Source organism: Alistipes sp. CHKCI003 (genome assembly GCF_900021155.1).
GTDB lineage: Bacteria > Bacteroidota > Bacteroidia > Bacteroidales > Rikenellaceae > Alistipes > Alistipes excrementavium.
In genome coordinates, this window is record NZ_FCNT01000075.1 from 77,536 (window position 1) to 100,157 (window position 22,622).

Here is a 22,622-nt window from a genome sequence, read left to right on the forward strand (position 1 = left end):
AAAAAAGTACCTTTGTCCGACATAAACAAGTACAGGACACCATGCGAAAAATCCTCTTCCTGATCGCTGCGCTCGGATCGGCCGCCCCGCTCGCAGCCCAGACCGCGGGACGCATCCACCGCACCGAAGCCGCCCCCTACGACACCCGCCACGATGCCGAAGCCCGCAACCGCAAGGGCGACGGCGCCTATATCCCCTTCGCGCCCAAACCCGTGAGCGCCGGCGGCGAGGCCGTGAATGCGGCCCAGACGATCGACATACCCTACGCTTGGACCGACGGCAACGTCTTCCTCCATCTCGAAAACACCGGATCGGCCTATACGCTTACGGTGAACGGCACGGCGGTGGCCGAAGTCGAAGACCCCGCGACGCCGGCCGAATTCCACCTCTCGCCCTATGTACGCGAAGGCGCGAACGAGTTCGTCGTTACCCTGCGCCCCTCGCAGACGCCTCAGCTGCACGAAACCACGCCCCGCGCCCCGCGCAGCGCCTTCGCCGACAGCTATCTCTACATGCAGAACCGGCGCAGCATCGCGGATTTCACGCTCTCGCTCGTCCCCGACTCGACCCGCCGCTTCGGCGTATTGCGCCTCGACGTCGTCGCCCGGAACTCGTTCAACTACGACGAACCCGTAACGGTCGGCTACGACATCTACTCCCCGCAGGGCAAACTGCTCGATTACAGCATCGTGGAACGCACGATCGCCGGCCGTTCGACCGACACGCTGCACTTCGCGCCCTACATCTACCACACCTACGACAACAAATGGGAGGCCGGCACGCAGAATCCGCCGCTCTACGAGGTGATGCTCTTTCTGCGCCGCGACGGCGCCTACAAGGAGTACATGCCCCGCAAGGTCGGTTTCCGCGACATCGAATTCCGCGACGGGCGTTTTTACAGTTTCGGCAAGCCGCTCGCGCTCGCCGAGGCACGCTACAATGCAGGCGCCGATCCTGCGGCCACGCGGGCTCAACTGACCTCGCTCCGCAAGCAGGGCAAGAACACCGTCCGGCCCGACTTTCCGCAGCCCGCGTGGTTTTATGAAATCTGCGACGAACTGGGGCTCTACGTCATCGACCGCGCGAACCTCAACGCACCCTCGGGCCGCAGCGACCGCACCGTGGGCGGCACCCCCTCGAACGATCCGCAGCTCGCGGCGGAATACCTCGAACGGGTGAAGGCCATGTACTACCGTTCGCGCAACTTCACCTGCGTCATCGCCTACGAACTGGGCGGCGAATCGGGCAACGGATACAACATGTACAAAGCCTACCAATGGCTCAAATCCGTCGAACGGGAACGCCCCGTGCTCTACGGCGACGCTGCGGGCGAGTGGAATTCGGACCTGTAACCCCGTGTCGGAACCCGCGGATACGAGAAAGCCGAATCCACGCAAAACGCTGCCCGAACCATGCAGATCGAACTGATCGTCATCGGCAAGACCGATTCGAAAGAGATCGAATCGCTCGTCGCGCTCTATGCGCGGCGCGTGAACCGCTACTGCAAGTTCGGCATCACCGTGCTGCCCGACGTGAGGAACACGAGAAGCCTCACCGTCAAACAGCAGCGCACGGCCGAAGGCGAAGCCCTCGTGCGTCAGTTTTCGGAGGGCGATTTCGTGGCGCTGCTCGACGAGCGGGGCGAGGAGCAGCGCTCCGTGGAGTTCGCGCTCTGGCTCCAGAAGCGCCTCAACAGCGGCACGAAACGGCTCGTCGTCGTCATCGGCGGTCCCTACGGCTTTTCCGACGAGGTGTACGCCCGCGCCCACGCGCGGCTCTCGCTCTCGCGCATGACCTTCTCGCACCAGATCGTCCGCGCCATCTTCGCCGAGCAGCTCTACCGCGCCTTCACCATCCTGCGCAACGAACCCTATCACCACGAATAGCCATGCAGCAGCCCGCGATCGCCGTCATCACGCCCAACAGTCTCATGGGTCTGGGGCTGAAGACCCTGCTCGGGGAGTTGCTGCCCGCGGCGGAGATCTCGGTCTTCCACCGCTTCGCGGCCTTCGAAGAGAGCGGCCCGGAACGGTACGTCCACTATTTCGTGGCGATGCAGACCTTTCTGCGGCACAGCGCGTTCTTTCAGGAGCGGCCCAGACAGACCATCCTGCTGGGGCACGGACGCAGCACGCAGTTCGCCGAGATGCACCGGCTCGACGTCTGCGCGAGCGAGGAGCGGATCGTGCGCGACATCCTGCGGCTCCGCCGCGACGCCCGCCGTCCCGAGCATCGCATCGACCCGCAGGGACCGCCGCCCGCCGTGCTCTCGGCGCGCGAGACGGAGGTGCTCTCGCTCGTCGCGCGGGGACTGATGAACAAGGAGATCGCCGACCGGCTCCACATCGGCACCACGACCGTGATCTCGCACCGCCGCAACATCATGGAAAAGCTCGGCATCAAATCCGTCGCGGGGCTGACGCTCTATGCCGCAACGCTGGGCTACGTCGATGCCGACGATCTCTGAATCCTCACTAATTAGGATTGCACGCCCCGCCGGAAAACCGTTACTTTGCGCCCACAGAAAGAGACGAACGATGAACGACCGCCTGAAAAACCTGCTGCTCTCCGTCGCAGCCGCCGCAACCGCCCTCTCCGCCTCGGCGCACGCGGAGCAGACGCCCGTGGACACGGTGGTACACGTGGACCGCATACAGGTTACGGCCATCAAGCAGGGCCTCGACCTCAGGAGCAGCCCCGTCGCCTCGACCGTGCTGGGCAGCCGGACGCTCGGGCGCACCCGGACCAGTGCGCTGAAGGAGGTGTCGGAGCTGGTTCCCAACTTTTTCGTTCCGGACTACGGATCGCGCATGACCTCGTCGATCTACGTCCGCGGTCTGGGCGCCCGCATCGACCAGCCCGCGATGGGCATGAACGTGGACAACGTGCCGCTGATGAACAAGAACAACTACGACTTCGAACTGGTGGACGCCGAGCGCATCGAGGTGCTGCGCGGCCCGCAGAGCACGCTCTACGGGCGCAACACGATGGGCGGCGTGGTGAACGTCTACACGCTCTCGCCGCTCGCATGGCAGGGCACGCGCTTCGGGGCGGAGTACGGCAGCGGCCGCACGATGCGTCTGCGCGCCTCGACCTACCACAAACTCCGCGACGGATTGGGCATCGCCGCCGCCGCATGGTATGTGCGGAGCGACGGGTTCTTCGACAACCTCGCTACGGGCGAGCGGTGCGACTGGGAACGGCTCGGGGGCGGACGGCTCAAGATCCAGTGGCGCGGCAAGCGGGGGCTGCGGATCGAAAACACGGCCGCATTCTCCTCGCTCACGCAGGGCGGCTACCCCTATGCCTATGCCGGCGACCCGATCGCGGATCAGAACGGGCAGACGCTCGTCCGCCCGGGCGAAATCCGATACAACGACCCCTCATCCTACGACCGCACGAACTTCAGCGACGGATTCACGCTGCGCTACGACGCCGGGCGCTTCTCGCTGTCGTCGATCACCAGCTACCAGTACTCCGACGACCGGATGATCCTCGATCAGGACTTTCTGCCGCTCTCCTACTTCACGCTCCGGCAGACGCTGAGGGAGCACACCTTCACCGAAGATCTCGTGCTCCGCTCGCGGGGCGATCGCGCCTACCGGTGGCTCTTCGGCGCCTTCGGGTTCTACAAGCACGGACGCATGGAAGCCCCCGTACTCTTCAAGCGCGACGGCATCGACCGTCTGATCCTCGCCAACGCCAACGCCCACGACCCCGAGTACGACTATGCGTGGCGCGACGAAACGCTGCCGCTCGACAGCCGCTTCCGCATGCCCGATGCGGGGGCGGCGCTCTACCACGAATCGGAGTTCCGCACGGGCGGCTGGCACTTCACGGCGGGCATCCGCGTGGACTGGGAGCGGGCCGTGCTGCACTACGAGAACAGTACCACGGCCCGCTACACCAAGACCCGCCGTGCGGACGGCGCGGCCTACGACCTCGAATTCTTGCTCGACGAAGGGGGGCGGCTCGAACAGTCGTTCACCGAGGTGCTGCCCGAATTTTCGGTCCGCTACGCATTCGATGCGGGCAACGACCTCTACCTCTCGGCCGCCAAAGGCTACAAGGCCGGCGGCTTCAACACGCAGATGTTCTCCGACGTGCTGCAACAGAAGATGATGAAACGCATGGGCTTCGGCACCGAGTACGACATCGACCGCGTGGTGAGCTACAAGCCCGAGCGAAGCTGGAACTACGAACTGGGGGGCCGTTTCACGGCTGCCCGCGGAGCGCTGCGCGGCGACTTCGCCCTCTTCTGGATCGAGTGCCGCGACCAGCAGCTCACGGTCTTCCCCGAGGGGACGACCACGGGACGCATGATGACCAACGCCGGACGCACGCGCAGTCTGGGTGCCGAACTCTCGGTGCAGGCTTCGCCGTGGCGGAGGCTCGACCTCGACCTCGCCTACGGATACACGCACGCCGTCTTCCGCCGCTTCGACGACGGGCGGCACGACTTCCGCGGCAAACGCATCCCCTATGCGCCCGAGCACACGGCCTCGCTCCGCGCCTCGTGGAGCATCCCCACCGGCCTCAAGTGGCTGGGCGATCTGGTCCTCACGGCCGGAGCGCGCGGCGCGGGCCGCATCTGGTGGGACGAGGAGAACACACTCATGCAACCTTTCTACGTGCTGCTCGACGCCACGATCCGCATCGAACACGACCGTTACTCGCTGGACCTCTGGGGCCGCAACCTCGCGGGCGAACGCTACGACACGTTCCGTTTCGTCTCGATGGGCAACGCCTTTCTGCAACGGGGCCGTCCGCGCACGTTCGGAATCACGCTGAACATAAACATATCGCATAAAACGGACAAACCATGAAAAAACTCTTTCTGCTCCTGTTCGCCGCAGCGGCTTTCGCAGCGTGCGACGACGACAAGGACTACGGAACCGCGAACGAAGAGTACTCGGGTACGCTGACCGTAACGCTCCTGAGCGATCCCTCGCAGGTCTACACCTTCGACGACAAACGGTTCAGCCTCGTCAGCGCCGACGACGGCACGCTGACGCTCTGGATGCACGAGACGCAGTTCGTGCCCCAGATGCCCGTGCTGACGATGGAGGTGCCCGGAATCGCCTACACGCGCATGCCCGAACGGCTGAACCTGAGCGGCGAACGGCTCGTGCCGAAGATGGGCGGCACGCCCTACGAAAAGTACGTCATCACGAATCTCGCCGGCACGCTGACCGATGCCGAACCGAGCGACCGTCTGACGCTGAGTTTCGAATGTATGGGGTTCCGCGTAGCGTACGCGGGAACCGAAACCGACTGACGCAAACCTTTACGACCATGATAAAAGAAGAGTATCTGCCTTACGTAGACAGTCTGATCGAACTCGCCGTTCGGGAGGACATCGGCGACGGAGACCACACGTCGCTCGCTTCGATCCCCGCCTCGGAGCGGGGACGGATGCGTCTTTTGTGCAAACAGGAGGGCGTAATCGCCGGCATCGAGGTCGCCGAGCGCGTGCTGCGGCGGCTCGACCCCGGGGTGAAATTCGACGCGGTGCTCCGCGACGGCGACCGCGTGCGGCCGGGCGACGTGGCCTTCTACGTCGAAGGACGGCTGCAATCGCTCCTGCAGGCCGAACGCATCCTGCTCAACATCATGCAGCGCATGAGCGGCGTGGCGACCCAGACGGCCGTCTACGTCGACCGGCTCCGCGGACTGCACACCCGCGTGCTCGACACGCGCAAGACCACGCCCGGTATGCGCGTGCTGGACAAGATGGCCGTCAAGATCGGCGGCGGCGAGAATCACCGCATGGGGCTGTTCGACATGATCCTGCTGAAGGACAACCACATCGACTTCGCCGGAGGCATCGAGAAGGCCATAGCCGGCGTCCGCCGCTACCTCGACGAACGGGGCAAACGGCTGCCGATCGAATGCGAGGTGCGCACGCTGGAGGACATCGACCGCGTATTCGCCGCAGGCGGCGTCGACCGCATTATGTTCGACAACTTCACGCCCGCCCAGACGCGCGAAGCCGTCCGCAAGGTCGCCGGACGCTGCCAGACCGAGTCGAGCGGCGGCATCACGCTCGACAACCTGCGCGAATATGCCGAATGCGGCGTGGACTTCATCTCGGTCGGAGCTCTGACCCACCAGATCAAGTCGCTCGACATGTCGCTCAAAGCCTGCGAATAGGATGATGCCGAAGCCCCAATGCTCCGTCGCGCTTCTGGTGTGGCGCATCGCGCTCGTCTACATCGTGCTCATGCTCTGCCGCGCGGTTTTCTACCTCTACAACGCAGAGAGCATCGGACCGCTCGCATGGAGCGATCTGGGGACGCTGCTGGCCGGAGCCCTCAAGTTCGACACCGTATCGGCGGTCTATGCCGACGGGGCGTTCGTCCTGCTGTCGCTCCTGCCGCTGCACGCACGCGAGAAGCGCTGGTATCAGCGGATCCAATTCGGGTACTACGTCGTCGTGAACGCCGTGCTGGTCGTGGCGCTCAACCTCGCGGACGCGATCTACTTCCGCTACACGCAGAAACGCATCACGGCCGACGAGATCTTCTTCGCCGACAATTCGAACTCGGCCCGTCTCATCGGCAAGTTCATGCTCGAAAACTGGTGGATGGTGCTGCTCGCGGGGGCTTTCACGGCACTGCTCGCCGCGGGCTACCGACGACGCACTCCCGTCTGGTCGCCGCTGAAAGGCCGGGTCTACTACGCGGCGAACACCGTCATCCTCCTCGCGGCGGCGGGTCTCTGCATCGCGGGCGCCCGCGGCGGCACGACCCGCATGACCCGCCCGATCACCCTCTCGAACGCGGCGCTCTACACTCCGGACAACACGAAGGCCAACCTCATCCTGAGCAATCCGTTCTGCCTGCTGCGAACGATCGGCAGCAGCGGCGGCGCCAAGACCGTGCGCTACTTCTCCGACGAGGAGGCCGATCGGCTCTTCACGCCCGTCCACCGGCCCGCGGAATCGGCCCGGGCGCCTCTCGCGGGGCGCAATGTCGTGGTCTTCATCATGGAGAGCATGTCGGCCGACCACTCGGGCTATCTGATGCCCGAGCTCTATGCGGACAAGCCGATCGGGAGCTTCACCCCCTTTCTCGATTCGCTCATGCGCGAGGGCTACTGCTTCCGGCAGATGTATGCCAACGGCACGCGCTCCATACAGGCCATGCCCTCGGTACTGGGAAGCATCCCCTCGTTCAAGACCCCCTTCGTGCTGATGCCGCAGTCGCTCGGCCCAAGCCGCCAGCTCCCGGCCATCCTCCGCGACATGGGCTACGCGACGGCCTTCTTCTGCGGCTCCGAGCGGGGTTCGATGGGTTTCGGAGCCTATGCCCGCTCGGCAGGCATCGACCTTCTTTTCAGCCGCGAGGATTACGAGCGGCGGCACGGCAAGGGCGATTTCGACGGCTATTGGGGCATCTGGGACGAACCCTTCCTGCAATACGCGGGCGAGGAGTTCGGCGCACTGCCCGAACCGTTCTTCGCGGCGCTCTTCACCATCAGCTCGCACCACCCGTTCTACGTGCCGAAGGAGTGCGCCGGTTCGCTGCCCGAGGGCTACACCAAGATCCACAAGAGCGTGGCTTACGACGACCGGGCCTTCCGCCGCTTCTTCGAGCGCTACCGCACCGAGGAGTGGTTCCGACGCACGCTCTTCGTCTTCGTGGCGGACCATGTCTCGTCGGAAAAGTTCGCCCCCGAAAGCCGCTCCTATCCGGGCAACTACCGCATCATCGGCTTCCTCTACACGCCCGACGGCGCCCTGCGCGGCCAGACGGACGAAGTGGTGCAGCAGCTCGACCTCATGCCCACGGTACTGGGTCTCGTAGGCGGGGGGGGGACCGGACCCTACTTCGCCTTCGGGCGCGATCTGTTCAACGAACCCGAGCGACCGGCGTGGAGCGTCTCCTACGACGATCGGTTCCACGCGCTTACGCACGACCGGATCGTCCGCTTCGACGAACACGAGGCCGCGACCGTCGACCGTGAGGATGGCACGGCGGTTGCAGCCGATTCGCTCGAAGAGCGTTTCAAGGCCCTCATACAACAGTATTACAAGCACATAGGACAGAAAAACTATACCGTTCAATGATCGAATTCAAACCTATCCGACTGGAAGACAAGCCTGTAATCGAACGCTACACGATGCCGTCGGACATCTGCAACTGCGACCTCGCATTCGCCAACATGTTCTGCTGGCAGTTCATGTATCACAGCGCATGGGCCGAGATCGGAGGGTTTCTGGTGATCCGTTTCCACATCGGCGGCAGCGAAAAGATCGGGTACATGCAGCCTGTCGGCGAGGGGGATTTCGCACCGATCATCCCGGTCCTGCGCGAGGACGCCCATGCCCACGGACAGCGGCTCCGCATCATCGGCCTCACGGACCGGGGACGCGACATGATCCGGCGGGCACACATCGGGCAATTCGCGTTCGCCTCGGACCGCGCGATGGAGGACTACATCTACAACGCCGACGACCTGCGCAACCTGCCCGGGCGCCGTTATCAGCCCAAACGCAACCACATCAACCGTTTCACGGCCGAATATCCCGACTACCGCTACGAAACGCTCACGCCCGAACGTTTCGACGAGTGCATGCAGCTCGAACGCCAGTGGCGCAGCGAACGTGAAGGGCACGCCTCGGAGCTCTGTGCCGAGCAGCGGGCCATGCAGCGGGCATTCGCCTCATTCGAAGCGCTGGGACTCGTCGGAGGCTGCATCTACGCCGGCGGCAAACTCGCAGCCTTCACCTACGGATCGGCCGTCAACGACCGCACGTTCGACACCCATGTCGAGAAGGCCGACACCCGCTACGACGGCGCTTTCACGATCATCAACCAACTCTTCGCACAACATTTGCCCAAGCGGTTCACGCTCATCAACCGCGAGGAGGACCTCGGCATCGAAGGACTCCGGCGCGCGAAGCTCTCCTACCACCCCGCGATGACCCTGCGCAAGTTCACGGCCATACACCTCCATCCTGACGAAATCGCCGTCAAAGCGCTCTGGCAGGAGGCATTCGGCGACGGCGACGACTTCGTCGACCCGTTCCTCGTGCGCTATTACAGCCGCCGACGGATGCTCGCCGCCGAACGCGGAGGGACGCTCGCATCGATGCTCCACCTCCTGCCGTTCGCAAGCGAACTGGGGCGCACGACCTATGTCTTCGGTGTGGCGACGGCCGCCGCTTTCCGCGGTCGGGGACTGGCGACGGAGCTGCTGCGCCGGGCCGAGACGCTCTGTCGCGAACGGGGCGACGACGCGCTCGTGCTGATCCCCGACGGCGAAGGACTGCGCGAATTCTACGCCCGGCTCGGATACGAGGGCGATCTGCCCGTGGAATTTTCCGCACCCGACGGATTCGACTTCGGCACCGGCGAGTCGCTCCGCGACCGCGCCATGATTCTCCCCCTTCGCAGGGAGCGCGCAGTGTCGGAGCGGGTGCTGCATCTGACTTGGAACGAAACGGCCGCACAGGCGACGGAACCGGCCGCCACGGCGACCGCCTGAGCGCTCCGCCGCCCCGTACAGGCAGGCGGCTCCGAAATCGCCGCCCACTCGCCGCACCGCATTCCACCCGACCGACCGCGGAACGGTCCGCCCCGCACGGCAGTTCGCCGAAGCTGCGAGCCGCTCCCGGACAGTCGCCCGCGATCGGATGCGCCCCGAATCCGGTCGGCCGCCTCCGGCATCGGACGCCCTCGGAATCACCCGGGACGCCCGCCCGCACAAGACACGGGGCGGTGGTTGCGCACCACCGCCCCGTTGTCCGGAATGCAGCCCCGGCCTACTTTTTCGTATACTGGTTGTGGCCTTCCGGATTGTTGACATGCCCCGTGCGGGACGAACTGCGGTTCGTCGTCGTGTTGCTGCGCGTCGAAGCGGTGCCGCGCGTCGAAGCGGACGAACGGGACATCTTCTCGTCGTTCTTGTTCTGACCGCTCTGCGAGCGGCTCGAAGTCTTGTTGTCGGACTCTTTCATAACACCAAAATTTTTTAGTTAAACATAAGCGGCAAGCCCTGCCCTGCTGCATGCCGTTTCCAGCGGATGCGCACAGCGGACGGACCGTTCGGAAAACACGAATGCAAAACATATACCACAACCGCGTCCGAATGCGGTCGCGGGTTCCCGGCCGCGCGCTATTTTTTCACCCACACGGCCAACTTGCCGCCGCGGACCTTGAACAGCGCCTTCCCCCCGTCGCCGATCGTTACCTCCTCGTCGAAACTGCCCGTGATCTCGCGCCATGTTTCACGGCTGTGCGCTTCACCCACGGACATCTCCTTCTCGCCGTCGTCGCCGTTCGAAATCAACAGCGCCAGTCCCGAGTCCGGATGCCGCTCGTCGCCCGTGCGGGTAAAACCGACCGTATCGGGATGATCGAAGTAATCGTTCTGCTCGCCGTAGGCGCGCGTACGGCGCGCTTCGAGCAGGATGTCGAGAACCGTGCGATGAGGCGAAGGCTCGACTCCGACACCGTAATAATCCCCGTAAAACAGACACGGATACCCCTCCTTCATCAGCAGAATCAGCCCGTAGGCCAGCGGTTTGAACCACGATTCGACCTGCGATTCGAGCGAGCTGCCCCGCTGCGAATCGTGATTGTCCACGAAAGTTACGGCGAACGTGGGATACTTGCTTACGAGCGTATCGTCCAGCAAGTTTCGCAGATCGAAATCGCGGCCCTGCTGCGAGGCTTGGAACAATTTGTAGTGCAGCGGCGCATCGAACAGGTCGATCGTGCGGTCCACCGCATCGAGATAGGTCTCAAGATCGTTGAAATCACCGCTCCAGTACTCGCCCACGGCGTAGAACTCTCCGCCCCGCGCTTCGCGCAGGGTGCGCATGAAATCGGCGATAAACCGCCGTTCGATGTGCTTGAGGGCATCGAGACGCATGCCGTCGGCATCGAGCGAACGAGCGAACCACACGCCCCAGCGCTTCATCTCGGCCTGCACCTCGGGATGATCGAAATCGACGTCGTTGAAAATCAGGAAATCGTAGTTGCCGTTTTCGCCGTCGACGCCTTCGCTCCACTTCTTACCCTCGCCCTGAATGAGATAGATGGCCCGTTTGCCGGGTTCGTACACCTGATCCGTGCCGGAGAAATGGTACCAGTGCCATTTGAAATCGGAATACTTGTCCCCGCGGCCGGGAAAGGTGTATCCGGTCCATCCTTCGACCTCGACCGGCTGGCCGACGACATGCCCGCGGTCGGCGGGATCGACTTCGCAAGCCTTGAATTTCTCGGTAAAATCGGCACCGGTTTTCTGATTCATCACGGTGTCGAGGTAAACCGATATTTCATTTGCGTGCAGCGAGGCGACGGCCTCTTCCAGTTCGCCCCGTGTGCCGTACTTGGTGCGCACGGTTCCCTTCTGATCGAACTCCCCGAGATCGTAGAGGTCGTAGACGGCATAGCCTTCATCCTGCTGTTCGTCGGCTTTGTAGGCCGGCGGAATCCAGACCGAGGTTATGCCTATTTCATGCAAATGCTTCGCATCCTCTTTCAGGCGGCTCCACAACGTGCCGTCATTGGGCAGATTCCATTCGAAATACTGCATCATCACTCCGTTTTTCATATGGCAAGCAATTAAACGTCGAATTCATTCATCCGTTTCCCGCCTCGGCAGAACCCGGATCAAGTCCGGTTCCGCACCCGGTTCCCCGCCCCTCGACCCCGTGCAGACGCGGCCCGCCGCCTACCGGCTCATCGAATTCATGCCGGTTCCGCACACGACCTTCCCTGCACCGCCCCGGCCGGGGCTCCTGCCAGCGTCGGCACGCGACTGCCCGGACACGCACCCCACAGCAAAACGCATGCAAACCGGAGCTTTGCGACCGAAACTGCGACAGTTCGCTGTCGATTCCGGGGAAGAGAAGGGATGCATCGCACCAAAAAAGAGCGCCCGCGGTTGCGATCGCAGGCGCTGCATTTCGAATGGACCGTTGCACCGAGCCCGTTGCAAAGCCGAACCGATGTTCGGGTTCCGCCGAGGCGGGAAACGGACGCAATAAATTCATACCGACGGAATCAGCACTCCTGTTCGACAGGCTTGCGCTTTTCCGCTTTTCTCTCTTCTCCGTAACTGCTCCACTGCAAATTCTTTTCGGGCGTCGCCTTGCGGATTTCGCCGCTGCGCTCCTTGCCGAGTTTTTTGTCGGCACTGCGTACGGAAGCCTCCGTGCGGTCGGTACCCGAAGGTTTCAAGTCGGTGAGGCCGTCAGTCCGGCGCACCTGCGCAAGCGGGTCCTCCACATACTGCCACTCTTCGCCGAAGCCCGTGCTGGTCCCCTCGTTCCACGGTCCGCGGGCATCCCCGCCCATCGAATGATTGGAGTAGAGGTTGCTGTAACGGGGATCGCTCTGCAACACCCCGGGCGGGAAATTGGGCTGAATGGTATCCAGCGCAGCTTCGAACTGCTGGAAGTGTGCCACCTCGCGCGTCATGAGAAAATTGAGCGTGGCGAGCACATCCTTGTCGTCCGTGAACTGCATGAGGTATTCGTACACGATCTTGGCACGCGACTCGGCAGCTATATCCGAACGAAGATCCACCGTCAGATCGCTGTTCGCATTGACGTAGGAACCCTGCCACGGCACTCCGTTGCTGTCGGTGAGACGGGGCCCGCCGCCCGTAAGCACGCCGAACTGCGGATTCACCGAAAAGGCCGAATGGATGAAGTCGTCCTTGGATATGCCCTCGCCGAAGACTTCGCTCTTTTCGGCAGCGTCCTTCAGGTCGCCGTTGACGCCCGCAAGAAGCATCTGTATGGTCGCGCCTACGATTTCCAGATGCCCCAGCTCCTCGGTGGCGATATCCATCAGCATATCGTATTTGTCGGGATAGGGATTATGACAGGCGAAAGCCTGCACGAAATACTGCATCGCAGCCTTGAGTTCGCCGTTGCCGCCTCCGAATTGTTCGAGCAGAAGGCGTGCGAACCGCGGATCGGGTTTGGAAACCCGTGCATTGAACTGAAGTTCTTTGGAATGAAAAAACATATGCCTGAAATTTGAAATAACATAAAATTCCGTACGGTCCGGGGCCGCTGGGCACGGAAGCGCACCCCCTCCGGACGACTGCAACATATGCCGTTCGAAGCGAAGAACCTGTCGAATCGTCTCCCCCGGACCTTTCATTCGGTTCGCCGAACGACCGCAGCTTGCCTGCGGCGGCGAACGACGTGAAACGGCCCGCCGGCGGGCCGTTTCACGATCGGGTGTCGGATTTTACTTCCGCTCGTCGGAACCGCGGTAAGCATTTTCCTTGTGCTCCTCCCCGTGTTTCGAGGAATCGAGGCGATCCGAACGCTCCTGTCCCTGCCGACGGTCCTGACCCATCGAGTCGTTCCGCGACATCGACCCCTGCCGGTCGTAACGGCCCTGTTCTTCCATCCGTCCGCCGCTATTCTCCTGCGAGCCCGACTGCGGCTGCTGTCCGCGGGAAGGAGACTGTGCATCGTTCTGCGACCACTGATTCGTCGATCGGCGGTCGTCGTAAGCGCTGCCCTGCGCACCTCCGGAGTGCATGCCGCTGTTGTCGCTGCGACTGCTGCGGTTATCCATCGGGCTGTTGTTGTTGCCCATCGAATCGTTCTGCGAGCCGTTCTTCTGTTCGCGGTTCTCGCCGTACATTTTGTTGTTGTTATCCATAATCGAAATTTTTAATGATTACACCGCGAGAGATACAAATAGCGTACGAAACCGGCCTTTTCTACTATATTTTTTTTCTCGGTCCGCTAAATGCCTCGCTTGGCGTACCTCCGGCAGCCCACTCCGGCCGATGCACGATGCGCGGCGGGCAACCGCGAAACCAGAAACGCCCGAAATCCGACGGCACAGCGGCAAACGGAGACTGCACCTGCTCCAAAGAAAACCGCCGCGACCCGAAAGATCGCAACGGTATTCGGGAGCCCGCGGTTCGGGCAATGCAGCGATTTCCACATACTCGCCCATCGCTCCTCCTCGGTCAGGTTCCACGCGCCCCGGTCCCGAAGTCCGGTTTTACTCGTTAGCGTCCTATTTCGGGCTCCCCGATATTCGGCACAACGAGGCACGCTCCGCCCTGTCCGAGCGCAGCGATGTCCGGCAATGCGATTTTCGCACAGGTCCCGATCATCGTACGAATTATCCAAATATCGCCGGCCGTAATGCAGAAGGGAGGGGGGGGGAGGCTGCCGGCACGGAGAATCCGGCAGAGGATACCGCTTCCGCACCGCCAGACTCCGGCAAAAGACCTGCCGCTCCAGTCCGCACCGGAATCCGCGCGGCCTCCGAAATCCACCCGCCTCCCGGCATGCAGCCCCGAGCTCCGGAATCCGTCCAGCTTCTTGCTACCGCTGTACCCGCCGTCCGTCTCGAAGCTCGGACGCACACAAGCTCGTTCGAAAAACACATTCGCAGCCGCCGTTCCCGAACTTTCGCCCGATTCACAAAACCTGAACAGATTCCGGGCGGCACTCCTCGTCCGCCCCTGCAAACGATTTCGACCGACAGCCGGATCGTCATCCGGACCGGCTGACCGAACATCCCCCGGCACATAAATAGCGCTTATGCGGATGCAGCGTCCGCATAAGCGCTATTTACGAATAAAGAGAGGGGGGCTTTACTTCATTTTACGCAGGAAACATTCGATCGTATTTTCCATCAGACAGGCGATCGTCATCGGTCCGACGCCGCCCGGAACGGGCGTGATGAGCGACGCCTTGGGCTCCACAGCCGCGAAATCGACGTCGCCGCACAGTTTCCCCGTCCCGGGATCGCGGTTGACCCCCACGTCGATCACGACCGTGCCTTCCGAGACCATGTCGCCCGTTATGAATTTCGGACGGCCGATGGCCACCACCAGAATTTCGGCATTGCGCGTAACCTCCCCGAGATTTCTCGTCCGGCTGTGGGTTACGGTTACGGTGGCATTCTCGTCCAGCAGCAGCTTCGCCACCGGCAGCCCCACGATGTTGCTGCGGCCGACCACGACGGCGCGCTTGCCCTGAAGCTCCACGCCGGAGGCTTTGAGCAGCTTGATGATTCCCTTCGGCGTGCAGGGCAGCGAACAGGGCTGCTTCATCCAGAGCGCCGCCACATTCAGCGGATGGAATCCGTCCACGTCCTTCTCCTTGCGGATCGCCGCGATCACGCGATCCTCGTCGATGTGTTCGGGCAGGGGCAGCTGCACGAGAATTCCGTCGACGCCCTCGTCGTCGTTGAGCGTTTCGATGACCTGCAAGATCTCCTCCTCCGTGGCCGCGGCCGGACGGCGGATCGTAGTGTTGCGGATGCCCACTGCATCGCACGCCTTGGCCTTGCCCGTAACGTAGGAGACGCTTCCGGCATCTTCGCCCACGAGCAGCACCGCCAGATGGGGTGCGCGTCCGTATTTTTTCTCCAATTCGGCGACCTCGGCCGCCATATCGGCCTTCATTTTGGCCGACAAATCTTTACCGCTGATAATCATAGCTTACAAAAACTCATTTCTCTTCCTTGTCAAATACATAGTGGCCGATGTCGGAGCGGTGGAAAAGATTGCCGCAGCCGATTTTCCCGACGCTCGCCAAGGCCCGCCGGCGCGCTTCGGCGAGCGTGGCACCCCGCCCCACGACGAACAGCACGCGGCCGCCCGCGGTGAGGATGCGTTCGCCGTCTGCCTTCGTACCCATGTGGTAGACCGCTCCCGCGACTTCGTCCAGTCCCGCGATCTCCCACCCTTTTTCGTAGGCACCGGGATAGCCTTTCGATGCCAGCACGATACCCAGCGCAGCTCGGTCGTCCCACTCGATCCGCACGTCGCGGCCGTCGGCCACGGCGCAGCAGACCTCCGCGAGGTCCGTCTTCATGCGGGGCAGCACCACCTCCGTCTCGGGATCGCCGAAACGGGCGTTGAATTCGATCACCTTGATTCCGTCCGGCGTCTTCATCAGACCGCCGTAGAGTACCCCCGTGAAAGGACACCCCTCGTCGACCATCGCATCGGCCGCACGCTGCATGATCCGCTCCAGCGCATAGGCTTCGTCCTCCTTCGTGATGAACGGAAGCGGCGAATAGGCGCCCATGCCGCCCGTATTGGGACCCTCGTCGCCGTCGAAAGCCCGTTTGTGGTCCTGCGCCAGCACCATCGGGAAGACCTTGCGTCCCGAGACGAAACACATGAACGAGAACTCGGGCCCCGTGAGAAACTCCTCGACGACGACCTTGCCCCGGCCGAACCTGTCGTCGAGAAGCATGTCCCTCAACGCCGCTTCGGCCTCGGACAACGTCCGCGCCACGACCACCCCTTTTCCGGCGGCCAACCCGTCGTACTTCAGCACGACCGGCAGCGGACGCGACCCGACATAAGCCAGCGCTTCGGCATAATCCGCGAATGTCTCGTAGGCCGCCGTCGGAATACCGTATTTCACCATCAGCTTCTTGGCGAACTCCTTGCTCGACTCGATGCGCGCAGCAGCTTTCGTAGGACCGAAAATACGCAGCCCCGCCGCACGGAACGCATCCGCGACACCGGCGGCCAAGGCCGCCTCGGGCCCGACGATCGTCAGTCCGACACCCCGCAGCGCCGCGAAGTCGCGCAGTTTCTCCACCTCGGTCTCCCGAATCGCCACGCACTCGGCCTGCCGCGCGATACCCGCATTGCCCGGAGCGCAATAGATCTTCCCGACCCGCGGCGAGCGCGCGAGCGCGTCGACGATCGCATGTTCGCGGCCTCCGCCGCCGATAACCAGCACCTTCATACCGCGATCAATGTTTGAAATGACGTTCTCCCGTGAACAACATGGCGATCCCAAGTTCGTCGGCCTTGCGGATTGAATCCTCGTCGCGGACCGAACCGCCGGGCTGAACGATAGCCGCAACGCCGTACTGCGCGGCGAGCGCGACCGTATCGTCGAAGGGGAAGAAACCGTCCGACGCCAGCACGATCCCCTCCGTCGCACCTGCGGCACGGGCCTGCTTCAGTGCGATTTCGGCCGAGCCGACACGGTTCATCTGGCCTGCGCCGACACCCACCGTACAGCCGTTCTTCACGGCCGCCAGCGCGTTCGACTTGACATGCTTCACGATCCGCCAACCGAACTCCAAATCGGCCATCTGCTTCGGCGAAGGACGCTTCTTCGTAACACACATATCGGCCGTCAGCGCCCGGGTCTCGATGTCCAGCTCCTGCACCAGCAGTCCTCCGTTCACGCTGACGTATTGCATCGGACGCACCTCCGAAGGCTCCATCCACACCTCCAAAAGACGCAGATTCTTTTTCGTGCAGAGCACTTCGAGCGCCCCCTCTTCGAACTTCGGCGCCATGACGATCTCCAAAAAGACGGACTTCATCCGCTCCGCCGCCTCGCGCGTTACGGGGCGGTTCGTCGCCACGATACCGCCGAAGATCGAGACTTTGTCCGCCTCGTAGGCCTTCGTCCACGCCTCGACGACGTCCCGGCCCGTCGCGGCGCCGCAGGGATTCATGTGCTTCAGCCCCACGCAGAACGGCTCGTCGAACTCGCGCACGATGTTCAACGCGGCGTTCGCATCCTGAATATTGTTGTAGGAGAGCTCCTTGCCGTGGAGCTGACGGGCGAAAGCCAGCGAATAGGGCACCTCCGCCCCTTCGCGGTAGAACTTCGCGCTCTGGTGCGGATTCTCGCCGTAGCGCAGCGGCTGCACGAGGTCGAATTCGAGAAACAGCTTCTCGCCGAGCCCCGCCTGCCGGCGCATGTAAGCGGCGATCGCAATATCGTATTCGGCCGTATGGGTGTAGGCCTTGGCCGAGAGTTTCAGCCGCGTCTCGCGCAGCGTGCCGCCCGTGCGGCGGATCTCGTCGAGCACCTGCCCGTAGTCGGCCGGATCGCACACCACCGTAACGTCGGCCCAGTTCTTCGCCGCGCTGCGCAGCATCGAAGGACCGCCGATGTCGACGTTCTCGATCGCATCCTCCATCCGCACGTCCGGCCGGGCGATCGTCTCGCGGAACGGATAGAGATTCACGCAGATCAGGTCGATGTATTCGATGCCGTTGTCCGCCAACGCCTTGACATGACCGGGATCGTCGCGGCGGGCCAGCAGGCCGCCGTGTACCGCAGGATGCAGGGTCTTCACACGGCCGTCGCAAATCTCGGGGAAGCCCGTAATGTCGCTGATGTTGAGTGTCTCCACGCCTGCGTCGTGCAGGAGTTTCTGCGTACCGCCCGTGGCGATCACCTCCCAGCCGAGGGCCCGCAAACCGCGTGCGAATTCCACCACACCCGTCTTGTCGCTTACGCTTATCAATGCTCTCATCGTCTTTCTGTTATATGTAATTTTCGCTGTTTTCAATGATATTCGTCGCACTGTCTGTTTTTCGGAACGCCGCTAAACCGCATGGCTTTGCGCCCCTTCCCCACACACGGACGAGCATGCAGCCCCTTCGTTCGGCACGATCCCGCCCCGTCGACCGGCACCGCGAAAACGCCCCCTCCGCCGGCCGGTTCTGCAAACTCCTCTTGCAAAATGAACCCCAAGGCCCCGTTGGCAAGTCGCGCCGGCGGAAATTCCGTCCTCGGCCGACCGAACCCCGCGCCCTTCCCTTGCGACGTCCGAATCCGGGAAGGCACCCTCCCGCCGTCCGTTTCGAAAAACCATCCGGAGGGCGACCGATCCGTTCCGCCCGCACGCCTCGCCGCGGCATTTACTCCGCGGTCAGCAGCCGACGGATCGTCTCGACGTAGAGCGGATGCTCCACGGCATGTATCATGGCCTCCAGCTCGTCCGGGTCCGAACCTTCGTAGGGGAATGCCCGCTGGGCGATGATCCGCCCCCCGTCGATCGAGGCATCGACATAGTGGATCGTAACGCCGAAGACCTTCACTCCGTAATCGAACGCATCGCGGATGGCATGCGCCCCCTTGAACGCGGGCAGCAGCGCCGGATGGATGTTCACGATCCGCCCCCCGTAGGCGCCGAGCAGCACCTCGCCGCAGAGGCGCATGTAGCCCGCGAGGCAAACCAGATCGACCCCCGCGGCATCGAGCCGCCGCACGATCTCGCGTTCGTAATCCGTTTTCGAAGCGTATTGTTTCGGATCGAACGCGAAACACTCGACCCTGTGATCCGCAGCCCGCCGCACGACCCGCGCCGCAGGCTTGTCGCACACCGCGAGCGCCACCTCGGCGGGGATTTCGCCCCGCTCGCAGGCCGAGACGATCGCTTCGAAGTTCGATCCGCTGCCGCTGGCGAATACCGCAAGCCGTTTCATACGCCTACTCGATAACGACACCCTCGGTGTCCGTTACGCGGCCGATCACCGCGGCGCGTTCGCCCTGCGCCGCGAGCAGCTCGATCGCCAGCGGCGCCTCGGACGCATCGAGCGCGATGACCATGCCGATGCCCATGTTGAAGATGTTGAACATCTCGCGGTGAGGCACCCGGCCGTATTTTTCGAGAAAGGCGAAGACGGGCAGAATTTCCCACGACCCCTCGTCGATCCGGATGCCCTGCCCTTCGCGGAGGATGCGGGGAATGTTCTCGTCGAAGCCGCCGCCCGTGATATGGCTGATGCCGTGCACGTCGCAGCGGCGGATCACCTCCAACACCGGCTTCACATAGATCCGCGTCGGCGTGAGCAGCTCTTCGCCCAGCATCTTCTGCGACAGCTCGGGATAGACCTTGCGCAGATCGAGGCCGTTGTCGTCGACGATCTTGCGCACGAGACTGAACCCGTTGGAGTGCACGCCGCTCGACGCGATGCCCACCAACACGTCGCCGACCCGCACCTTCGACCCGTCGATGAGCCGCGACTTCTCGACCACGCCGACCGTGAAGCCCGCGATGTCGTACTCGCCCTCGGCGTACATGCCCGGCATCTCGGCCGTCTCGCCGCCCACGAGCGCACAGCCCGCCTGCCGGCACCCCTCGGCCACGCCCGCCACGATCGCCTCGATCTTGCGGGGTTCGTTGCGGCCCACGGCCACATAATCGAGGAACACCAGCGGCTCGGCGCCCTGCGCCAGCACGTCGTTCACGCACATCGCCACGGCGTCGATCCCGATCGTGTCGTGCTTGTCCACGGCGAAAGCCAGTTTCAGTTTGGTCCCCACTCCGTCGGTGCCGCTCACCAGCACGGGCTCCTTCACCCCGAGCGCCGAAAGATCGAACATTCCTCCGAACGCCCCGATATTGCCCATCACGCCGAGGCGCGAAGTCGATGCCACGTGTTTCTTGATCCGCCGCACCACTTCGTATCCGGCTTCGAGATTCACGCCGGCCTTTTCATAACTTTGTGCCATATAAATCTTCTCCTTTAATCGTTCGTTTTTTGCAATCGTTTCCCGCCTCGGCAAGCCCGAGTAAACTCGGATTGCACTCGGCTTACCGAAAACGTCGGATTTCTTTCGTCCGCCCCCGCGCAGCCGGATAAGATCCGGTCGCGCGCCCGGCCCGACGAGGCGTCTCCTACCAGCGCCCGGCCGTCTTCTTCCGGCCGTCGAACCGGCTCCGCTGTGCGCAGCCGCTCCGTCCGCCCTCAGAATTTGCCGTCCTTGTTGGCCTCCTCGATGCTCTGGTAGAGCGCCGTCGGGTACCGGCCCGTGAAGCAGGCCAGACACAATTCGCTCCGGCCGCCGGCGCGGAACAACGCCTCCTGCGACAGGAAGGCCAGCGTGTCGCAGCCGATCAGCGCGCGCACCTCGCCGAGCTCCTTGCGCGCGCAGAGCAACTCTTCGTAGGTCGAGGTGTCCACACCGTAGAAACAGGGATTCTTGATCGGAGGACTTGCGATGCGCAGATGCACCTCCGTCGCCCCGGCCTCCCGGAGCATCGCAACGATGCGGCGCGAGGTCGTGCCGCGCACCACCGAATCGTCGATCAGGATCACCCGCCGGCCGCGCACGAGCGAACGCACGGGCGAGAGTTTCATCCGCACGCCCTTTTCGCGCAACTCCTGCGACGGCTGGATGAAGGTGCGGCCGATGTACTTGTTCTTGATGAGCCCCATTTCATAGGGCAGTCCGCTGGCCTCGGCGTACCCCATCGCGGCGCTGAGGCTCGAATCGGGCACCCCCACCACGATGTCCGCCTCGACGTGCGACTCCTCGTAGAGCAGACGGCCCGTCTCCTTGCGGAAGGCGTGGACGTTGCATCCCTCGATGTCGCTGTCGGGACGTGCGAAGTAGATATACTCCATCGCGCACATCTCGTGGCGCTTGTACATCGAATAGTCGGTGCTCCGCAGTCCGTGGCGGTCGATCGTTACGATCTCCCCGGGCTCGACGTCGCGCACGAACTCCGCGCCCATCACCTCGAATGCGCAGGTCTCGCTGCTCACCACATAGCCGTCGCCGAGCCGCCCGATCGACAGCGGACGCAACCCGTATTTGTCGCGGCAGGCATAGATGCGGTTGGCGGTCATGACCAGAAACGCGAAAGCCCCTTCGAGCATGTTCAGCGCGTCGATGATGGCATAGATGCGCGGGCGTGTATGATTGCGGGTCTCCTTCTTGATGAGGTGGGCCAGAATCTCGCTGTCCGACGAGGATTGGAACAGACTGCCCTTGTTTTCGAGGTAGGTGCGCAACCGGGCCGAATTCACGATATTGCCGTTGTGCGCCAGCGCGAAGTCGCCCGAATTGTGGCGGAACAGAAACGGCTGCACGTTCTCGATGCCGCCGCCTCCCGTTGTGGAATAGCGCACATGACCGATGGCCATGTCGCCCCTGAGCGTGCGGAGCGCTTCCTCCTCGAAGACCTCCGTAACGAGCCCTTCGCCCTTGATGCGGCGGAAAACTCCGTCGTCCACGCTCACGATGCCGGCTCCCTCCTGTCCGCGGTGCTGCAAGGCATGCAGGCCGTAGTAGGCGAGCGAGGCGGCGTCCGGCACCCCGTAGACGCCGAACACCCCGCACTCCTCGTGCAGTTCGCGGTCTCGAATCAACTCCGTCATCCCTAATCGTTTACGGCTTTCTGCAAACGCGCCAGAATCTCCTCGTAGGCTTCGCGCACACGGCCCAGATCGCGGCGGAAGCGGTCCTTGTCGAGTTTTTCGTTGGTGTCCATATCCCACAGGCGGCAGGTATCGGGCGACACTTCGTCCGCGAGCACGATTTCGCCGTCCGACGTCTTGCCGAACTCGATCTTGAAGTCGATGAGATTGATGTTCATCCTGCGGAACAGCGCGACGAGCACCTCGTTGATCCGGGCCGTCATCTTATAGATAAGGTCCAGCTCCTCGTAAGTCGCGGCACCCAGCGCCACGGCATGGTGGTCGTTGATGAGCGGATCGCCCAGCTCGTCGTTCTTATAGCAGATGTCGTAGATCACGTTCGAGGGCTTGGTGCCCTCCTCGATACCGAGGCGCTGCGCCATCGAGCCGGCGATCACGTTGCGCACGATCACCTCGAGCGGGATGATCTGCACGCGGCGGCAGACCTGTTCGCGGTCGTTGATCGTCTCGATGTAGTGGGTCGGAATGCCCGCCTTGCGGAGCTCGTGGAAAATGAGGGTCGAAATCGCGTTGTTCAGCACGCCCTTGTTGTCGATCGTAGCCTTCTTGATGTTGTTGAAAGCCGTGGCCGCATCCTTGTAGCGGATGATGATCTTGTCGGGATCGTCCGTGAGGAAAACCTGTTTCGCCTTGCCTTCGTAAAGCATTTCGAGCTGTTTCATAGTCTGGTGTATTTT

General features: G+C 62.9%; 19 protein-coding genes. 8 read left to right on the plus strand and 11 right to left on the minus strand.

What is annotated here, in order from left to right:
• Positions 1-41 precede the first annotated feature (41 nt).
• The 8 genes from BN3659_RS09895 (at position 42) to BN3659_RS09930 (ending at position 9,492) form a co-directional block, all read left to right on the plus strand.
• Positions 42-1,352 (plus strand): glycoside hydrolase family 2 TIM barrel-domain containing protein, encoded by a 1,311-nt coding sequence (locus tag BN3659_RS09895; protein WP_091536618.1) that lies wholly within the window; start codon positions 42-44, stop codon positions 1,350-1,352.
• A 60-nt stretch (positions 1,353-1,412) separates the two neighbouring features.
• A complete protein-coding gene (gene rlmH, locus BN3659_RS09900) occupies positions 1,413-1,886 on the plus strand; it encodes a 23S rRNA (pseudouridine(1915)-N(3))-methyltransferase RlmH (protein ID WP_091536620.1) in 474 nt (157 codons plus the stop codon).
• 2 nt (positions 1,887-1,888) lie between these two features.
• Entirely contained in the window at positions 1,889-2,467 is a 579-nt protein-coding gene (locus BN3659_RS09905) for a helix-turn-helix transcriptional regulator (RefSeq protein ID WP_091536621.1), read from the plus strand.
• Between the two features lie 70 nt (positions 2,468-2,537).
• Positions 2,538-4,826: a TonB-dependent receptor gene (locus BN3659_RS09910; RefSeq protein ID WP_091536623.1), complete on the plus strand. Its 2,289-nt coding sequence runs from the start codon at positions 2,538-2,540 to the stop codon at positions 4,824-4,826.
• Entirely contained in the window at positions 4,823-5,278 is a 456-nt protein-coding gene (locus BN3659_RS09915; protein WP_091536625.1) for a hypothetical protein, read from the plus strand. The genes BN3659_RS09910 and BN3659_RS09915 overlap by 4 nt, the downstream gene beginning before the upstream one ends.
• Positions 5,279-5,295: 17 nt before the next feature.
• Complete coding sequence (nadC, locus tag BN3659_RS09920; RefSeq protein WP_171847750.1) at positions 5,296-6,153, plus strand: carboxylating nicotinate-nucleotide diphosphorylase; 858 nt, start codon at positions 5,296-5,298, stop codon at positions 6,151-6,153.
• A 1-nt stretch (position 6,154) separates the two neighbouring features.
• Positions 6,155-8,071, plus strand: a complete 1,917-nt coding sequence (locus BN3659_RS09925) for an LTA synthase family protein (RefSeq protein ID WP_091536626.1) — start codon at positions 6,155-6,157, stop codon at positions 8,069-8,071.
• On the plus strand, positions 8,068-9,492 hold the full coding sequence (locus tag BN3659_RS09930) for a GNAT family N-acetyltransferase (RefSeq protein ID WP_091536628.1): 1,425 nt from the start codon (positions 8,068-8,070) through the stop codon (positions 9,490-9,492). Before BN3659_RS09925 ends, BN3659_RS09930 begins: the two co-directional genes overlap by 4 nt.
• A 277-nt stretch (positions 9,493-9,769) precedes the next feature.
• On the opposite strand, the gene BN3659_RS09935 is transcribed toward BN3659_RS09930, so the two are convergent.
• The 11 genes from BN3659_RS09935 to purC all read right to left on the minus strand — a co-directional run bounded on the left by BN3659_RS09935 (position 9,770) and on the right by purC (position 22,607).
• Complete coding sequence (locus tag BN3659_RS09935; protein WP_091536629.1) at positions 9,770-9,964, minus strand: hypothetical protein; 195 nt, start codon at positions 9,962-9,964, stop codon at positions 9,770-9,772.
• 158 nt (positions 9,965-10,122) lie between these two features.
• On the minus strand, positions 10,123-11,565 hold the full coding sequence (locus BN3659_RS09940; RefSeq protein WP_171847751.1) for an alpha-amylase: 1,443 nt from the start codon (positions 11,563-11,565) through the stop codon (positions 10,123-10,125).
• A gap of 452 nt (positions 11,566-12,017) precedes the next feature.
• Positions 12,018-12,989 carry a manganese catalase family protein gene (locus tag BN3659_RS09945; protein WP_091536633.1) on the minus strand — a complete coding sequence of 324 codons (972 nt, stop codon included), beginning with the start codon at positions 12,987-12,989 and terminating at the stop codon, positions 12,018-12,020.
• 228 nt (positions 12,990-13,217) lie between these two features.
• Positions 13,218-13,640, minus strand: coding sequence for a hypothetical protein (locus BN3659_RS09950; RefSeq protein WP_091536634.1), 423 nt, complete (start codon positions 13,638-13,640; stop codon positions 13,218-13,220).
• A 952-nt stretch (positions 13,641-14,592) separates the two neighbouring features.
• On the minus strand, positions 14,593-15,441 hold the full coding sequence (folD, locus tag BN3659_RS09960; RefSeq protein ID WP_091536637.1) for a bifunctional methylenetetrahydrofolate dehydrogenase/methenyltetrahydrofolate cyclohydrolase FolD: 849 nt from the start codon (positions 15,439-15,441) through the stop codon (positions 14,593-14,595).
• Between the two features lie 13 nt (positions 15,442-15,454).
• Positions 15,455-16,711 (minus strand): phosphoribosylamine--glycine ligase, encoded by a 1,257-nt coding sequence (gene purD, locus BN3659_RS09965; RefSeq protein ID WP_091536639.1) that lies wholly within the window; start codon positions 16,709-16,711, stop codon positions 15,455-15,457.
• Positions 16,712-16,718: 7 nt separating this feature from the next.
• A complete protein-coding gene (gene purH / locus BN3659_RS09970) occupies positions 16,719-18,248 on the minus strand; it encodes a bifunctional phosphoribosylaminoimidazolecarboxamide formyltransferase/IMP cyclohydrolase (RefSeq protein ID WP_091536640.1) in 1,530 nt (509 codons plus the stop codon).
• Positions 18,249-18,636: 388 nt separating this feature from the next.
• The gene (purN, locus tag BN3659_RS09975) at positions 18,637-19,203 is read right to left on the minus strand and encodes a phosphoribosylglycinamide formyltransferase (protein ID WP_091536642.1); all 567 of its coding nucleotides are present in this window, start codon (positions 19,201-19,203) and stop codon (positions 18,637-18,639) included.
• Positions 19,204-19,207: 4 nt separating this feature from the next.
• The gene (gene purM, locus BN3659_RS09980) at positions 19,208-20,233 is read right to left on the minus strand and encodes a phosphoribosylformylglycinamidine cyclo-ligase (RefSeq protein WP_091536644.1); all 1,026 of its coding nucleotides are present in this window, start codon (positions 20,231-20,233) and stop codon (positions 19,208-19,210) included.
• A gap of 236 nt (positions 20,234-20,469) precedes the next feature.
• The gene (gene purF / locus BN3659_RS09985) at positions 20,470-21,885 is read right to left on the minus strand and encodes an amidophosphoribosyltransferase (protein ID WP_091536646.1); all 1,416 of its coding nucleotides are present in this window, start codon (positions 21,883-21,885) and stop codon (positions 20,470-20,472) included.
• 2 nt (positions 21,886-21,887) lie between these two features.
• On the minus strand, positions 21,888-22,607 hold the full coding sequence (gene purC, locus BN3659_RS09990) for a phosphoribosylaminoimidazolesuccinocarboxamide synthase (RefSeq protein WP_091536648.1): 720 nt from the start codon (positions 22,605-22,607) through the stop codon (positions 21,888-21,890).
• Positions 22,608-22,622: the final 15 nt, after the last annotated feature.

Coding starts and splice junctions, on each gene's coding strand:
- BN3659_RS09915 (WP_091536625.1), top strand. CDS start 4,823: ATGAAAAAACTCTTTCTGCTCCTGTTCGCCGCAGCGGCTTTCGCAGCG.
- purD (WP_091536639.1), bottom strand. CDS start 16,711: ATGAAGGTGCTGGTTATCGGCGGCGGAGGCCGCGAACATGCGATCGTC.
- BN3659_RS09930 (WP_091536628.1), top strand. CDS start 8,068: ATGATCGAATTCAAACCTATCCGACTGGAAGACAAGCCTGTAATCGAA.
- purM (WP_091536644.1), bottom strand. CDS start 20,233: ATGGCACAAAGTTATGAAAAGGCCGGCGTGAATCTCGAAGCCGGATAC.
- folD (WP_091536637.1), bottom strand. CDS start 15,441: ATGATTATCAGCGGTAAAGATTTGTCGGCCAAAATGAAGGCCGATATG.
- BN3659_RS09940 (WP_171847751.1), bottom strand. CDS start 11,565: ATGAAAAACGGAGTGATGATGCAGTATTTCGAATGGAATCTGCCCAAT.
- BN3659_RS09950 (WP_091536634.1), bottom strand. CDS start 13,640: ATGGATAACAACAACAAAATGTACGGCGAGAACCGCGAACAGAAGAAC.
- purN (WP_091536642.1), bottom strand. CDS start 19,203: ATGAAACGGCTTGCGGTATTCGCCAGCGGCAGCGGATCGAACTTCGAA.
- rlmH (WP_091536620.1), top strand. CDS start 1,413: ATGCAGATCGAACTGATCGTCATCGGCAAGACCGATTCGAAAGAGATC.
- BN3659_RS09905 (WP_091536621.1), top strand. CDS start 1,889: ATGCAGCAGCCCGCGATCGCCGTCATCACGCCCAACAGTCTCATGGGT.
- nadC (WP_171847750.1), top strand. CDS start 5,296: ATGATAAAAGAAGAGTATCTGCCTTACGTAGACAGTCTGATCGAACTC.
- BN3659_RS09895 (WP_091536618.1), top strand. CDS start 42: ATGCGAAAAATCCTCTTCCTGATCGCTGCGCTCGGATCGGCCGCCCCG.
- BN3659_RS09910 (WP_091536623.1), top strand. CDS start 2,538: ATGAACGACCGCCTGAAAAACCTGCTGCTCTCCGTCGCAGCCGCCGCA.
- BN3659_RS09945 (WP_091536633.1), bottom strand. CDS start 12,989: ATGTTTTTTCATTCCAAAGAACTTCAGTTCAATGCACGGGTTTCCAAA.
- purC (WP_091536648.1), bottom strand. CDS start 22,607: ATGAAACAGCTCGAAATGCTTTACGAAGGCAAGGCGAAACAGGTTTTC.
- BN3659_RS09935 (WP_091536629.1), bottom strand. CDS start 9,964: ATGAAAGAGTCCGACAACAAGACTTCGAGCCGCTCGCAGAGCGGTCAG.
- purF (WP_091536646.1), bottom strand. CDS start 21,885: ATGACGGAGTTGATTCGAGACCGCGAACTGCACGAGGAGTGCGGGGTG.
- purH (WP_091536640.1), bottom strand. CDS start 18,248: ATGAGAGCATTGATAAGCGTAAGCGACAAGACGGGTGTGGTGGAATTC.
- BN3659_RS09925 (WP_091536626.1), top strand. CDS start 6,155: ATGATGCCGAAGCCCCAATGCTCCGTCGCGCTTCTGGTGTGGCGCATC.